At 72.2% G+C, this 13731-nt stretch carries 12 protein-coding genes; 7 read left to right on the top strand and 5 right to left on the bottom strand.

The annotated features are described in order from the left end of the window. The first annotated feature begins 34 nt into the window (after positions 1-34). A complete protein-coding gene (locus BLV05_RS00640; protein WP_046768290.1) occupies positions 35-997 on the top strand; it encodes an asparaginase in 963 nt (320 codons plus the stop codon). On the opposite strand, the gene BLV05_RS00635 is transcribed toward BLV05_RS00640, so the two are convergent. Beyond that, positions 994-2238 carry an APC family permease gene (locus tag BLV05_RS00635; RefSeq protein WP_046768289.1) on the bottom strand — a complete coding sequence of 415 codons (1245 nt, stop codon included), beginning with the start codon at positions 2236-2238 and terminating at the stop codon, positions 994-996. The two genes, BLV05_RS00640 and BLV05_RS00635, sit on opposite strands and share 4 nt — an antisense overlap. A gap of 163 nt (positions 2239-2401) precedes the next feature. On the opposite strand from BLV05_RS00635, the gene BLV05_RS00630 reads away from it, so the two are divergent. The 4 genes from BLV05_RS00630 to BLV05_RS00615 all read left to right on the top strand — a co-directional run bounded on the left by BLV05_RS00630 (position 2402) and on the right by BLV05_RS00615 (position 5561). Then, positions 2402-3676, top strand: coding sequence for a glycoside hydrolase family 15 protein (locus tag BLV05_RS00630; protein WP_052762364.1), 1275 nt, complete (start codon positions 2402-2404; stop codon positions 3674-3676). 667 nt (positions 3677-4343) lie between these two features. Beyond that, positions 4344-4703, top strand: coding sequence for a helix-turn-helix domain-containing protein (locus BLV05_RS00625; RefSeq protein WP_046768287.1), 360 nt, complete (start codon positions 4344-4346; stop codon positions 4701-4703). A 5-nt stretch (positions 4704-4708) separates the two neighbouring features. Then, positions 4709-5164, top strand: coding sequence for a hypothetical protein (locus BLV05_RS00620; protein WP_046768286.1), 456 nt, complete (start codon positions 4709-4711; stop codon positions 5162-5164). Positions 5165-5234: 70 nt separating this feature from the next. Continuing rightward, entirely contained in the window at positions 5235-5561 is a 327-nt protein-coding gene (locus BLV05_RS00615) for a DUF2516 family protein (RefSeq protein WP_231948892.1), read from the top strand. Here BLV05_RS00615 and BLV05_RS00610 read toward each other — a convergent pair. Continuing rightward, complete coding sequence (locus BLV05_RS00610) at positions 5546-6628, bottom strand: serine hydrolase (RefSeq protein WP_052762362.1); 1083 nt, start codon at positions 6626-6628, stop codon at positions 5546-5548. The two genes, BLV05_RS00615 and BLV05_RS00610, sit on opposite strands and share 16 nt — an antisense overlap. 236 nt (positions 6629-6864) lie before the next feature. Between BLV05_RS00610 and BLV05_RS00605 the strand changes: the two genes are divergently transcribed. Next, the gene (locus BLV05_RS00605; RefSeq protein ID WP_046768285.1) at positions 6865-9411 is read left to right on the top strand and encodes an ATP-dependent Clp protease ATP-binding subunit; all 2547 of its coding nucleotides are present in this window, start codon (positions 6865-6867) and stop codon (positions 9409-9411) included. Positions 9412-9491: 80 nt separating this feature from the next. Here BLV05_RS00605 and BLV05_RS00600 read toward each other — a convergent pair whose 3' ends face one another. Continuing rightward, positions 9492-9842, bottom strand: a complete 351-nt coding sequence (locus BLV05_RS00600; RefSeq protein ID WP_152690703.1) for a hypothetical protein — start codon at positions 9840-9842, stop codon at positions 9492-9494. Between the two features lie 139 nt (positions 9843-9981). On the opposite strand from BLV05_RS00600, the gene BLV05_RS00595 reads away from it, so the two are divergent. Further along, a complete protein-coding gene (locus BLV05_RS00595; protein ID WP_046768389.1) occupies positions 9982-10722 on the top strand; it encodes an HAD-IIA family hydrolase in 741 nt (246 codons plus the stop codon). On the opposite strand, the gene BLV05_RS00590 is transcribed toward BLV05_RS00595, so the two are convergent. Together BLV05_RS00590 and BLV05_RS00585 are read right to left on the bottom strand one after the other, a co-directional pair. Then, positions 10706-12442: a serine hydrolase domain-containing protein gene (locus BLV05_RS00590; RefSeq protein ID WP_046768283.1), complete on the bottom strand. Its 1737-nt coding sequence runs from the start codon at positions 12440-12442 to the stop codon at positions 10706-10708. The two genes, BLV05_RS00595 and BLV05_RS00590, sit on opposite strands and share 17 nt — an antisense overlap. Further along, entirely contained in the window at positions 12439-13731 is a 1293-nt protein-coding gene (locus BLV05_RS00585; protein ID WP_046768282.1) for an exo-beta-N-acetylmuramidase NamZ family protein, read from the bottom strand. Before BLV05_RS00585 ends, BLV05_RS00590 begins: the two co-directional genes overlap by 4 nt.

Genomic DNA, 13731 nt, shown 5'->3' with positions numbered 1-13731 from the left:
TCGCACCCTGTTGCGCGGAGAAACGAGGAACGACATGCACGCGGGCGACGCCGTCCTGGTGGCTGAGGTGGTCCGGTCGGGGCTGGTGGAGTCGCGGCACCGTGGCTCGGTTGTCGCACTGGCGGCCGACGGGTCGGTGGCGTTCACCGCCGGCCAGGTGGACGCGCCGATGTACCCGCGCTCGTCGAACAAGCCGGCGCAGGCCGCCGCGATGCTCCGGCTGGGGCTGCCGCTGGACGGTGAGCTGCTGGCGCTCGCGGCGGCCAGCCACTCCGGCGAGCCGCTGCACGTCGACGGTGTGCGGCGCATCCTCGCGCTCGGCGGCCTGGAGGAGTCGGCGCTGCGGAACACGCCGGGCTACCCGATCGACCACACGACGATGGCCGACTATGTGCGCAAGGGCGGCGAGCCGTCGTCGCTGACCGCCGACTGCTCCGGCAAGCACGCCGCGATGCTGCTGACCTGCGTCGTCAACTCCTGGCCGACTGACGGCTATCTGGACCCGGCGCATCCGCTGCAGGTGGCGATCCGCGACACCGTCGGCTCGCTGGCCGGCGCTCCCGTCGCCCACACCGGCGTCGACGGCTGCGGCGCGCCGCTGTTCGCCGTGCCGCTGACCGGGCTGGCGCGGATGTTCCGGTCGCTCGCGCTGGCGCCGTCAGGGACGCCTGACCGGCGGGTGGTGGAGGCGATCCAGGCGCACCCCGAGTACACCAGCGGCACCACGCGCGACGAGGCGCAGCTGATCCGCGGCCTACCCGGCCTGTTCGCCAAGGGCGGCGCCGAGTCCGTCCTCGCCGCCGCCCTCGACGACGGCCGCGCCGTCGCCCTCAAGATCGACGACGGCGGCTACCGCGCCCGCATGCCCGTCCTCGTCGCCGCCCTCCGGCGCCTGGGTGTCGACGCTCCCGTGCTGGACGAGCTCGCCTCCGCCCCCGTCCTCGGCGGCGGCCACCCGGTCGGCGAGATCCGCGCCGCCATCGACTGGCCCGCCTAGCCCCGGCGGCGGAGCAGCAGCCAGCGCACCAGCATGACGGCGGCGAGGACGGCGGCGCCGGCCAGCACGGTGCGCCAGGGCAGCGACACCGCGAGCAGCACGCAGGACACCAGCCCGGCCGCGGGCAGCCAGCGCGGCCACCGGCGCTCCTCAGGCGACAGCCGCCACGACGCGGCGTTGGCGACCGCGTAGTACACGAGCACCGCGAACGCGCTCGCCGCGAGGGTCGTGGCGAGGTCGCCGATCAGCACGAACAAGACCGTCACGACGGCGGAGGCCAGTTCGGCGACGTGGGGGACGTGGCGGCGGGGGTGGACTGCTGCCAGGCGGGCCGGCAGGTCTCCCGACGACGCCATGGCGAACGCCGTCCGCCCGACCCCCGCCTGCAGGGACAGCAGCGCCCCGAGCGCCGCCACCGCCGCGCCGGCCGCCACGACCGGCTCCAGCCAGCCGGCTCCGGCCGCCGCGGCCACGTCGCGCAGCGGCTGCGACGACGCCGCGGTGCCGGACGCGCCGAGCACCAGCAGCACCGTCAGCCCGACCACCGCGTAGAGCGCCAGCGCCGCCGTCAGCGACACCACGACGGCCCGCGGGATCGACCCCGGGTCGCGGACCTCCTCGCTCAGCGTCGCGATGCGCGCGTACCCGGCGAACGCGTAGAACAGCACGGCCGCCGAGCCGAGCACGCCCAGCACCCCGCCCGACGAGGGCCCGGCCGACCACGACGGCGCCACACCTGCCCCGCCCAGCCCCGTCACGACGACCGCCGCCAGGACCGCCACGACCACGGCGACCAGCACCGCGCCCACCCGCGCCGTCTTCGTCACCCCGGCGAGGTTGACCGCCGTCACCACCACGACCGCGGCCAGCGCGACCGGCACCGACCACGACGGCCACAGGTACTCACCCACCGCCAGCGCCGCCGTCGCGCAGGACGCCGACTTCCCGAGCACGAACGCGTACCCCGCCAGCGCCCCCCACGCGTCGCCCAGCCGCAGCCGGCCGTAGTGGTAGGCGCCGCCGGCCTGCGGGTGGACGGCGGCCAGCTGGGCCGTCGACATCGCGTTGCAGAAGGCGACGAACGCGGCGACGGCCAGGCCGGCGAGCAGCCAGGCGCCCGCGGCCTCCGCCGCCGGCTGCCAGGCGACGAAGACGCCGGTGCCGATCATCGCGCCGAGTCCGACAGCGACGGCGTCGCCGGTGCCGAGGCGCCGGGAGAGCCGGGAGTCCGGTGGGGTCACCCGACCATCCTCGCCGCCCGGCCGCCGACTCGGGCGCCAACGGCGGGCGAACGCGTGGCGACCGAACCGTGACCTGGCCGGGAACGTCTGAATGGTCTGGACCACGTACGCTGGTTTCGTGCGATCGTCCCGCCGCCTCAGGTGGCGCATTGGGCTTCCGGCGGTGATCCTCATCATCGCCGCACTCAGCATGGCCCCGTCGCGCGGGACCGTCCTCCCGCTCCGGGCCGACGGCGTCACGGTCGAGCCGGGCGGCGCGGTCGCCACCGTGCCGGCCGCGTCCGGCGCCGCGTTCGTCCCCGGCACCAGCGTGCTCAGCACCGAGGACCGGTCCGACCCCGCCGTCACCGCCCGCATCGACGACGATCGGCGCTGGCTGGCCGACGGCGACATCCCCGGCCACGGCACCCGCTACCACGCGATGTCCGAGCGCGCGCTCCTCGACCTGCGCGCGCTGACGTCGCCGACCGGCGCGCTGATGGCCGCCCCGATCACCGCCTGGCGGCACGTCTGGCCCCGCGACGCCTCGTTCGCGGCCGCCGCCTACGCCGTCACCGGGCACGACGAGGAGGCGGCCGACGTGCTCGGCTTCCTCGCCCGCGTCGCGCCGGCCGACGGCCAATGGGAGGCCCGGTACCTCGCCGACGGCTCCGGCCCGCCCGACGACCGGCCGCAGCAGCTCGACAGCGCCGGCTGGGTGCTGTGGGCGGTCTGGCTGGTGTCGCGGACGGTCGAGCCCGACGTCGCCGCCGAGGTGCTCGAGGAGCTGCGTCCCGCCGTCATCGCCTCGGCCAACGCGATCGTCGACTCCCTCGGCGACGACGGCCTGCCTGAGCCGTCGTCGGACTACTGGGAGAAGGAGGAGACGGAGCTGACGCTCGGGGTGGCGGCGCCGCTCTCGCTCGGCCTGCGCTCCGCCCTGGCGCTGGCGCCGCTCATCGGCGTCGAGGACCCGTACGTCTGGACCAACGCCGCCCGCCGCCTCGACGAGGCCGTCGAGCGCGAGTTCGGCGCCCACGGCTACCCGCGCACCCTGCCCGACGGCGGTGCCGACGCCGCGGTGACCTTCCTAGCGCCCCCGTTCGCCCCGTCGACCCCGGACGTCAGCGAGGCGGTGCGGGCGACGGAACTGGCGCTGCGGGTCCCCAACGGCGGCCACCGCCCCGGCGAGGCCTGGCGCAAGGACGTCGACGTCGCCTGGACGCCCGAGACGGCGCTGCTGGCGCTCGCGCTGGCCGGCAACGGCGACCGCGAGGACGCCGACCGCCTGCTCACCTTCCTCGACAGCTACCGCACACCGCTCGGCTCACTGCCCGAGAAGGTCGACTCCGAGGCCACCCCGGCCTCCGTCGCCCCCCTCGCCTGGACGTCGTCGCTGGTCCTGCTCACGCTCGCCGAGCTGGAGAAGCCGTTGCCGGTGGTACCCGCCGCCGGCTAGCCGTGGGGTTTGCCCAGTTAGCCGTCCCCCTGCTGCCCATCGTCTTAGCCGTGAACGCGCGCCTCAAGTCCGCGCCTCTGCTGGTTGCGGTGGTCTGTGTTGGGGGCTTGGACTTGACCCGCACGTCCCCGGTCTAAGAACGGGCAGCTATCAGGGGGACGGGGGGAGTGTGGCGACGGGCGGGTCCTGGTCTGGCGTTACGTCGTGGTCTGCCGTTACGCGAAACGGCGGATTCGGCGCTCGAGGCGTGACTGGGGACCAGGACGTAACGGCAGACCAGGACCCCGGCCTTACCAACCTGGGTCTGACGCGCGTCCTGGGTGTGAGGCGCGCTTCCGGGCCCGTTTCGCCGTTTCAGCGCGACTCACACCCAGGACGCGCCTCACACCCAAGACGCCAACGCCGCAAATCGGGCGAACTGCACGAATCCGACGGGCTGTGCCCGGTTCTTCCCCGTCCCCCTGATAGCTGCCAGTTCTTAGGCCGCGGGCCCGCGGGTCAAGCGGTCATCGTCGCGCGAAGCGCCCAAATTGTCCGCTTGAGGCGCGGGTGCGCGGCTAAGACAATGGGCAGCAGGGGGACGCCCAATTAGGCAAACCCCCGGCCCACCAGCCCACTGCTAACCGCCGCTTGCAAATGCTTGCAATAGTTAGCTAACCTCGAAGGCATGACGAAGGCAGGGATCGGCGAGTTCCTCCGCGAGCAGCGGCGCACCGCGCAGCTCTCGCTCAGGCAGCTGTCCGACCTCGCCGGCGTCAGCAACCCGTACCTGAGCCAGATCGAGCGCGGCCTGCGCAAGCCGTCGGCCGAGGTGCTGCAGCAGCTGGCCAAGGCGCTGCGCATCTCCTCCGAGGCGCTCTACGTACGGGCCGGCCTGCTGGACGAACCCAGCGGCGACCACAGTGTCGAGGACGCCATACTGGCCGACCCGGGCCTCGTCGAGCAGCAGAAGCGTGCGCTGCTCGACGTGTACGCGTCGTTCCGTGCGGCCAACACCGCGCGGCGCGGCATCGAGAAAGAAGGGTGACCCCCATGCCTGAGACCACGACCGACCGCAAGCCCCTCTACGCCGCCGCCGGTGCGGCCGACGCCGCCGTGGCCGCGCTGCGCGAGCTGCCGGCCAAGGTCACCGAGGCCGTCAACGACGACAAGCTGCGGGCCGAGTTCCGCACTCGCTTCAACGACCTGCCGGCCGACGTCCGGGCGTTCCGTGACGGCCTGCCCGACCTGCTGCTGTCGGCGCAGGCGAAGGCCGCCGACCTGCCGCAGAAGGTGCGTGACCTGCTGGCCGACGCCGGTCGCGAGGCCGGCAAGGCCTACGAGGGCTTCGCCACTCGCGGCGAGGGCGTCGTGTCCAAGCTGCGCCAGGAGTACGGCCCGGCCGTCGAGACCGCCGTCGCCGGCGTGCGCGGCCGGGTGGCCGACGCCGCCGACGACGTCGCCGAGATCACCGAGAAGGCCGCCGACGACCTCAAGACCAAGCACTGACCTGGGTTGATCGGCAGCGGTTCGGCCGTTCTGGGGCCGCTGCCGATCACGTACAGTGGGATGGGTGAACATGTTCGGGGATTTCCAGTCCTGGATCCTGATCCTCTTGGGCATCGGCGCTCTGGGGCTGAAGGGGTACGCCTTCATCGACGCGCTCCGGGTCCCCACGCAGGCGTTCCCGGCCGCGGGCAAATGGTCCAAGCCGATCTGGCTGTCCATTCTCGGCGTCGCGCTGCTGGTCGAGATCGCCCTGTTCCCCACCCCGCTGTTCTTCGTGAACCTGCTGGGTGTGGTCGGTGCCGCGGTCTATCTCGTCGACGTCCGCCCGGCGGTGCGCCAGTTCGGCGGCGGCCGCCGCAACGGCAACACCCACGACGGGCCCTACGGTCCCTGGTGACCTGAGAGCAGCGCGAACGCGTCCTCGCCCAGTGCGAAGAACGCGTCGTGGTCGGCCAGCGCGACCGCGTCCGGCGCCGCCGCCTGCATGACGAAGACGTAGCGCTCGCCGTCGGCCCGCTCGGCGTACCACGACGCCGTCACCACGCCGGGCGCGCTGCCACCCTTGAAGCTGACGTACGGCCATGCGGCCTCGTCGATGGTCACGCCGCGGCTCTGCCCGAGCACGGACCGCAGCACCTCGTCCGACGGGTCCGCGTGCAGCGCCGCCTGCGCAGCGCAGACGTCCAGCGTGGACCCGAACCAGTCGATCCCGGACGTCCAGGCCGGGTCGTCGATGTCGACGCCGCTCACCCGCAGCGGCCCGCCGGGCAGCGCCGCCAGGATCCGGGTCCGCGACGTCGCGCCCGCCCGCGCCCAGTCGTCGCGCAGGTCCAGCGGCCCCCAGCCGAGGGTGAAGAACTCGCGCGTCGTGAGGAACGGACGGTTGAGGTCCGGCCGCGAGTGCCCCAGCGCCGCCATCGCGTCCTCGACGGCGGCCCGCCCGACCCGGTCCATCAGCAGCTCCGACGCGGTGTTGTCGCTGATCGCGATCATCGCCGCCGCCGCCCGCTGGACCGTCACCGGGGTGCCGTCGGGCTCGGCCTGCAGCTCACCGGACGGCAGGCTGCGCAGGCCGCCGCTGACGGTCAGCACGTCGGTCCACGACAGCGAGCCGGCGTCGACGGCGGCGGCAACGGCGCCCAGCACGTAGAGCTTGAAGATCGACGCCATCGGCCGCGGCGTCGCGGGGTCGAGTTCCGCCACCGGCTCGCAGCCGCCGTCCGCCCCGACGCGGGCCGCCACCATGCCGACGTCGGCGTCCAGCGCCTCCAGCCGGTCGCGCAGCTCGGCCCACGACCCGGCCGGCGCGGGCGCCGTCGACGGCGGGCTCGACGGCGGGCTCGACGGCGGGCTGGACGAGGTCGATGTCGGGCCGGACGACGTGGGCGGCGCCTCCGCGGCACCCGTCCCGCAGGCCGCGACCAGGGCCAGAACCGCCGCGAGAGAGACGGCGGTGCGGCGCATCCGGCCACTCTACGGAACTTCGCCCGCAGCGAACTCGGGGGTCAACAGGCTCATCGAGTGGAACATCGGGTACCCGGCGTGGTGTTCTTGCAGGCACAGTAAGTACGAAGGATCCGCCGCCATCGTCTCGTTCCAGGACCACCGCGGAGTGAGAGGCGGCCGGCGGATATAGCATCGAATGGTCAGATGTGGGGTCCCCGTCCCTACAGCCGACCGCTCGGCAAGGAGCGCCACTGATGTTCGAGAGGTTTACCGACCGCGCGAGGCGTGTTGTCGTCCTGGCCCAAGAAGAGGCCCGGATGCTCAACCACAACTACATCGGCACCGAGCACATCCTCCTCGGGCTCATCCACGAGGGTGAGGGTGTGGCGGCGAAGGCGCTCGAGAGTCTCGGCATCTCGCTCGAGGCCGTGCGTCAACAGGTCGAAGAGATCATCGGCCAGGGCCAGCAGGCGCCGAGCGGGCACATCCCGTTCACGCCGCGGGCCAAGAAGGTGCTGGAACTGAGCCTGCGCGAGGCGCTGCAGCTCGGCCACAACTACATCGGCACCGAGCACATCCTGCTCGGCCTCATCCGTGAGGGCGAGGGCGTCGCGGCCCAGGTGCTGGTGAAGCTCGGCGCCGACCTCAACCGCGTCCGCCAGCAGGTCATCCAGCTGCTGTCGGGCTACCAGGGCGGCAAAGAGGCGGCCACCGCCGGTGCCGGCCCGCAGGGTGAGGCGCCGTCCAGCTCGCTCGTTCTCGACCAGTTCGGCCGCAACCTGACCCAGGCCGCCCGCGAGGGCAAGCTCGACCCGGTCATCGGCCGCGAGAAAGAGATCGAGCGGGTCATGCAGGTGCTGTCCCGCCGCACCAAGAACAACCCGGTGCTCATCGGCGAGCCCGGCGTCGGCAAGACGGCCGTCGTCGAGGGCCTCTCGCAGGCCATCGTCAAGGGCGAGGTGCCCGAGACCCTGAAGGACCGGCACGTCTACACGCTCGACCTCGGCGCGCTGGTGGCGGGCTCCCGCTACCGCGGTGACTTCGAGGAGCGGCTGAAGAAGGTCCTGAAGGAGATCCGCACCCGCGGCGACATCATCCTGTTCATCGACGAGATCCACACCCTCGTCGGGGCGGGTGCCGCCGAGGGCGCCATCGACGCCGCGTCGATCCTGAAGCCGATGCTGGCCCGGGGCGAGCTGCAGACCATCGGCGCCACCACGCTCGACGAGTACCGCAAGTACGTCGAGAAGGACGCCGCTCTCGAGCGCCGGTTCCAGCCGATCCAGGTGCAGGAGCCCACGCTGGCCCACACCATCGAGATCCTCAAGGGTCTGCGCGACCGCTACGAGGCGCACCACCGGGTGTCCATCACCGACGGCGCGCTGGTGGCGGCCGCACAGCTGGCCGACCGCTACATCTCCGACCGGTACCTGCCCGACAAGGCGATCGACCTCATCGACGAGGCCGGCGCCCGGCTGCGCATCCGTCGCATGACGGCGCCGCCGGACCTGCGCGAGTTCGACGAGCGCATCGCCGAGGTCCGTCGCGAGAAGGAGTCCGCGATCGACTCGCAGGACTTCGAGAAGGCCGCGTCGCTGCGCGACAAGGAGAAGCAGCTCATCGCGCAGAAGATCGAGCGCGAGAAGCAGTGGAAGGCCGGCGACCTCGACGTCGTCGCCGAGGTCGACGACGAGCTGATCGCGGAGGTGCTGGCGTTCTCGACCGGCATCCCGGTGTTCAAGCTCACCGAGGAAGAGACCTCGCGCCTGCTGCACATGGAGGACGAGCTGCACAAGCGGATCATCGGCCAGGAGGACGCCATCGCGGCGCTCTCGAAGTCGATCCGCCGCACCCGCGCCGGCCTGAAGGACCCGAAGCGTCCTGGTGGCTCGTTCATCTTCGCCGGCCCGTCCGGTGTCGGTAAGACCGAGCTGTCCAAGACACTGGCCGAGTTCCTGTTCGGCGACGAGGCCGCGCTCATCCAGCTGGACATGAGCGAGTTCTCCGAGAAGCACACCGTCTCGCGGCTGTTCGGCTCCCCGCCCGGCTACGTCGGGTACGAAGAGGGCGGCCAACTGACCGAGAAGGTGCGCCGGCGTCCGTTCTCCGTCGTGCTCTTCGACGAGGTCGAGAAGGCCCACCCCGACATCTTCAACTCGCTGTTGCAGGTGCTCGAGGACGGCCGGCTCACCGACGCGCAGGGCCGGGTCGTGGACTTCAAGAACACCGTGATCATCATGACCACGAACCTGGGGACCCGCGACATCGCCAAGGGCGTCAACCTCGGCTTCTCGGCCGCGGACGACGGCGGCGGCAGCTACGACCGCATGAAGGCCAAGGTCACCGAGGAGCTCAAGCAGCACTTCCGGCCCGAGTTCCTCAACCGTGTCGACGACATCGTCGTGTTCCACCAGCTGACCCAGGACGAGGTGCTGCGCATCGTCGACCTGCGCATCGCTGAGCTGGACGTGCGGCTGAAGGACAAGGACATGGGGCTGGAGCCGACTCAGGCGGCCAAGGAGCTGCTGGCCAAGCACGGCTTCGACCCCGTGCTGGGCGCCCGGCCGCTGCGCCGGACCATCCAGCGCGAGATCGAGGACACCCTGTCCGAGAAGATCCTGTTCGGCGAGCTCAAGGCCGGCGAGATCGTCGTGGTCGACGTCGAGGGCGAGGGCCCCGAGGCGAAGTTCACCTTCACCGGCAGCCCGAAGTCCGAGCTGGACGCCGAGGTGGCCGCGCCGGTCGCCGCCGGTGCCGCCAGCGGGACGGCCGCCGCGACGAAGCGCGAGAAGACGACGTAACGACGTCACGACGTCACATGGGAACGGCCCCGGAGCACGTGCTCCGGGGCCGTTCCGCGTCAGTGCGCCGGGTGAGCGGCTCAGCTGATGTCGATGTCGCACTCGTCCTGGGCGTGCTGGCCGATGTTCTCCATCGCCGTCATCGCCGCCTCGGGGTCCTGCGCGGCCGCGGCCTCCGGGTCGTTGATGGCCTCCTGGAAGGTCTCCCAGTCGCCCCGGATGTCGTCGGGAGCGGCGTCGACGACCTCCTGGATGCGGCTGTCGAGCTCCTCCATCGCCTCCGGGTCGCTGGGGTCGGCGTCGGCGAACGAGGAGTCGTCGTCGCTGAGCAGGTCGCAGTACTCCGAGTCGCTGCCGCCACAGGCGGACAGGCTGAGGACCAGGGCGGCCGCCGCGCCGAGCATCGTGGCGGTTCGGGTGGAACGAGTCATGGCTATGTACTCCTGTGAGTGTCGTGAATTGTCAAACCCCGGCGAGATTACCCGATGTGCCCGGCCGCAGGGGTTCGCTCACGTTACACCCTAGAGTGGTGGCGTGAGCGACCGTGAGATCGAGTGCTGGCTGACCGACATGGACGGCGTCCTCGTGCACGAGGACCGCGCGATCCCTGGGGCCGCGGACTTCCTGCGCCGCCTCGTCGACCGTGAGCGCCGCTTCCTGGTGCTGACGAACAACTCCATCTACACGCAGCGCGACCTCGCCGCCCGGCTGGCGCGCTCCGGCCTCGACCTGCCGGAACAGTCGATCTGGACGTCCGCGCTGGCGACGGCGCAGTTCCTCGACGACCAGCATCCGGGCGGCACGGCGTACGTCATCGGCGAGGCCGGGCTGACCACGGCCCTGCACGAGGTCGGCTACGTGCTGACCGACACCAAGCCCGACTACGTGGTGCTGGGCGAGACCCGCACGTACTCGTTCGAGGCCATCACGAAGGCGATCCGGCTGATCGGCGAGGGCGCGCGGTTCATCGCCACCAACCCCGACGCCACCGGGCCGTCGCAGGACGGCCCGCTACCGGCCACCGGCGCGGTCGCCGCCATGATCACCCGGGCGACCGGCCGCGACCCGTACTACGTGGGCAAGCCGAACCCGATGATGTTCCGCAGCGCGATGAACGCCATCGAGGCGCACTCCGAGATGACGGCCATGGTCGGCGACCGCATGGACACCGACGTCGTCGCGGGCATGGAGGCGGGGCTGCGCACCTACCTGGTGCTCACCGGCTCCACGGCCCGCGCCGACATCGGCCGCTTCCCGTTCCAGCCGAACCACGTCATGAACTCGGTGGCCGACCTCATCGACCTGATCTGACCCAGCCGTCGGCCACGAACCGGTCCGGGTGCCGCTCGCCGTCGAACACCGGCTTGCCGCGGGTGCGCACCTTGACGTCGTCGACGTAGACGCCACGGCCCTGGTAGAGCGCGTCGGTGACGTAGCGCCAGCGCAGGATCGTGTCGCCGTCGCCGGGCAGGCCGGCGCGCACCGTCCACCACTGCCGGCCCTGGTAGCCGCTGACGACGCCGCCGGTGGCGTCGATGCGGTCCCGTCCGGCGCGGGCCGTGAACGGCACCGGCGTCCAGGTGGCGCCGTCGTCGGTGGACCGCTCGAGGGTGAGCCGGTCGGTCGTCTCGGTGTCGACGAACAGGTCGAACATCAGCGTCGAGCTGCCGGACAGCTCGACCGGCAGGCTGAGCGTGGACGTCGTCGCGTCGGCCTCGTGCGCCTGCCAGGCGTCGTCGCCGGCGCGCGGGTCGACGGCGAGCGCGTAGGCCAGCTCGTGCGCGACAGCGCGCCGGGCCGGGTTGATGGTGCCCCAGTTGCGCGACGGGTGCACCCGGTTGGTCAGCAGGATCACGAACGAGCGCGACTGCGGATCGATGACCATGCTCGTTCCGGTGAAGCCGGTGTGCCCGGCCGTGTTCGGTGCCGTCAGCGCGGCCATCAGCCAGCGCTGGTTGAGCTCGAAGCCCATGCCGTGGGCGTTGCCGGGGAACTCGGTGTTCACGTCGGTGATCAACGCCTCGACCGACTCCGGCCGCAGGATCCGCTCGCCGCCGTAGGCGCCCCCGTTGAGGATCGCCTGCGCCAGGCGGGCGAGGTCCTGCGCCGTGCCGAACAGCCCGGCGTGCCCCGCGACCCCGTTCAGCGACCAGGCGTTCTCGTCGTGCACCTCGCCGTGGACGATGCCGCGCGGCGGTGCGGACTGGAACTCCGTCGCCGCGATGCGGTCCAGCTGCTCCGCCGGCGGGTTGTACCCGGTGTCGGTCATGCCGAGCGGCTCGGTGATGCCGTCGCGGACCAGTGCGTCGAGGGCCTGACCGGTGACCTCCTCGGCGATCATCCCGGCGGTGATCATGTTGAGGTCGGAGTAGAGGTACGTGGTGCCGGGCGGCTTGGCGGGCGTCGTGGTCATGACGGCCTCGAGTCGCGCCTCCGGGGTGGGCCAGCGGCTCCACAGCGGCAGCCACGAGACCAGCCCGCTGGTGTGCGTCAGCAGCTGCTCGACGGTGATCTCGCTCTTGCCGTTCGCGGCGAACGCCGGCAGGTACTCGACGACGGGCGCGCTCAGGTCGACCCGGCCGGCCTCGACCTGCTGCATCACGACGATGGTGGTGAACAGCTTCGACACCGAGGCGAGGTCGTAGATCGTGTCGGTGCCGGCCGCGATCCACTGGTCCTGCGGCAGCTCGGCGCCGGCGCCGTCGGCGAACCGCAGCGCCCAGCCGGCCGCGTCCTCGGCGACGACCCGGCCGCCGTGCGCGGCCAGCACCGTCATGCCGGAGTAGAGCGGATGCGACGTGCCCGGCGGGGTCTCGGTGTACGACGCGGCGGCGTCGACCAGCGCCTCGATGCGGTCCGGGTCGAGGCCGACGTCGGCCGGTGCGGCCGCGCGCAGCGTCGTGCGCGGCGACATGAAGTCGTCGTGCCGGCGGTCGAAGCGGCCGGCGTCGTCGTCCGCGCTCGCCGGGACGCCCGCGCCGAGCAGAGAGGCGGCGAGCACGGACACGAGGACGATGCCGCGCGCCGTCATCGCCGGCCCCGGTAGAGCAGGTACGGCTGCCGTCGACGGTCGAACTCGGCCAGCTCGTCCTGCCACGAGGCCACGATATCGTCGGCCGACGCGCCTGCGTCGACCATGATCCGCAGCCGGTCCGAGCCGTGCAGCAGGTGGATGAAGCCGTCGCTGGTGCCGCCGCCGCGCCACGAGAACGCGGTCGGGTACAGCCGCTTCGCCGCGACGACCATCGCGACGCCGGTGCGCACCGGGTCGAACTCGTCCGGGTCGGTGACGTGCAGCTGGACGCCGCCGCAGACCTTGCCGACGTGCTTGCTGAAGGTCGGCACGAAGTACGCCTCGCGGAAGTCGACGCCCGGCAGCCCGGCCGCGTTGAGCTCATCGGACCAGTGGTAGGTGCCGTAGGGCGCGCCGATCAGCTCGAACGGCCGCGTGCTGCCCCGGCCCTCCGACGCGGCCGTGCCCTCGAACAGGCAGGTGCCCACGTAGACCTGCGCGGTGTCCGGCGTCGGCATGTTCGGGCTGGGCAGCACCCACGGCAGCCCGGTGTCGGCGTAGCGGGAGTCCGGCCGCCAGCGGCGCATCGTCACGACCTCGAGGTCCTCGACGGAGGCGCCGGCGTCGTCGGGCAGGAACTCGGTGTTGAAGAACCGGGCCAGCTCGCCGACGGTCATGCCGTGCTGCTGGACGATGTAGCGCTGCCCGATGCCCGACTCGAACCCGGGGAACAGCATCGGGCCGGACGCCGTCCCGCCGACCGGGTTGGGCCGGTCCAGCACGACGAACTTCAGGCCCATGCGGGCGGCCGCGCGCATCGCCGACCACATGGTCCAGATGTAGGTGTAGAACCGGGCTCCGACGTCCTGGATGTCGAAGACGACGACCTCGACGTCGGCCTCGGCGAACATCCGCATGAAGCCGGCCTCCTGCGCGCCGTACGCGTCGTAGACCGTGACGCCGGTGCGCGGGTCGATCGTCGTCTCCTCCGCCTCGCCGGCCTGCGCCGAGCCGCGGAACCCGTGCTCCGGGCCGAACACGCCGGCGATGTTCACGTTGCCGGAGGCGACCATGCTGTCGACGATGTGCGAGGCGTCGGGCAGGATCCCGGTCGGGTTCGAGATGACCCCGACGCGGTGGCCGGACAGCGCCGTCCAGCCGTCGTCGGCCAGCCGCTTCGCGCCGGTGAGCACGGCGCGCGCGGGGTCGCTCCCGCCCGATGCGAAGGCGACCGACGGTGCTGCGACGGCGCCTGCCGCGGCGCCGGCGGCGGCCGCTCCGGAGGCGATGAACGTGCGGCGGTCCAT

The organism is Jiangella alkaliphila (genome assembly GCF_900105925.1).
Lineage (GTDB): Bacteria > Actinomycetota > Actinomycetes > Jiangellales > Jiangellaceae > Jiangella > Jiangella alkaliphila.
This window is presented reverse-complemented; position numbering and strand designations above follow the sequence as displayed.

Coding starts and splice junctions, on each gene's coding strand:
- BLV05_RS00625 (WP_046768287.1), top strand. CDS start 4,344: ATGACGAAGGCAGGGATCGGCGAGTTCCTCCGCGAGCAGCGGCGCACC.
- BLV05_RS00615 (WP_231948892.1), top strand. CDS start 5,235: ATGTTCGGGGATTTCCAGTCCTGGATCCTGATCCTCTTGGGCATCGGC.
- BLV05_RS00640 (WP_046768290.1), top strand. CDS start 35: ATGCACGCGGGCGACGCCGTCCTGGTGGCTGAGGTGGTCCGGTCGGGG.
- BLV05_RS00595 (WP_046768389.1), top strand. CDS start 9,982: ATGGACGGCGTCCTCGTGCACGAGGACCGCGCGATCCCTGGGGCCGCG.
- BLV05_RS00610 (WP_052762362.1), bottom strand. CDS start 6,628: ATGCGCCGCACCGCCGTCTCTCTCGCGGCGGTTCTGGCCCTGGTCGCG.
- BLV05_RS00585 (WP_046768282.1), bottom strand. CDS start 13,731: ATGGACCGCCGCACGTTCATCGCCTCCGGAGCGGCCGCCGCCGGCGCC.
- BLV05_RS00590 (WP_046768283.1), bottom strand. CDS start 12,442: ATGACGGCGCGCGGCATCGTCCTCGTGTCCGTGCTCGCCGCCTCTCTG.
- BLV05_RS00605 (WP_046768285.1), top strand. CDS start 6,865: ATGTTCGAGAGGTTTACCGACCGCGCGAGGCGTGTTGTCGTCCTGGCC.
- BLV05_RS00620 (WP_046768286.1), top strand. CDS start 4,709: ATGCCTGAGACCACGACCGACCGCAAGCCCCTCTACGCCGCCGCCGGT.
- BLV05_RS00600 (WP_152690703.1), bottom strand. CDS start 9,842: ATGACTCGTTCCACCCGAACCGCCACGATGCTCGGCGCGGCGGCCGCC.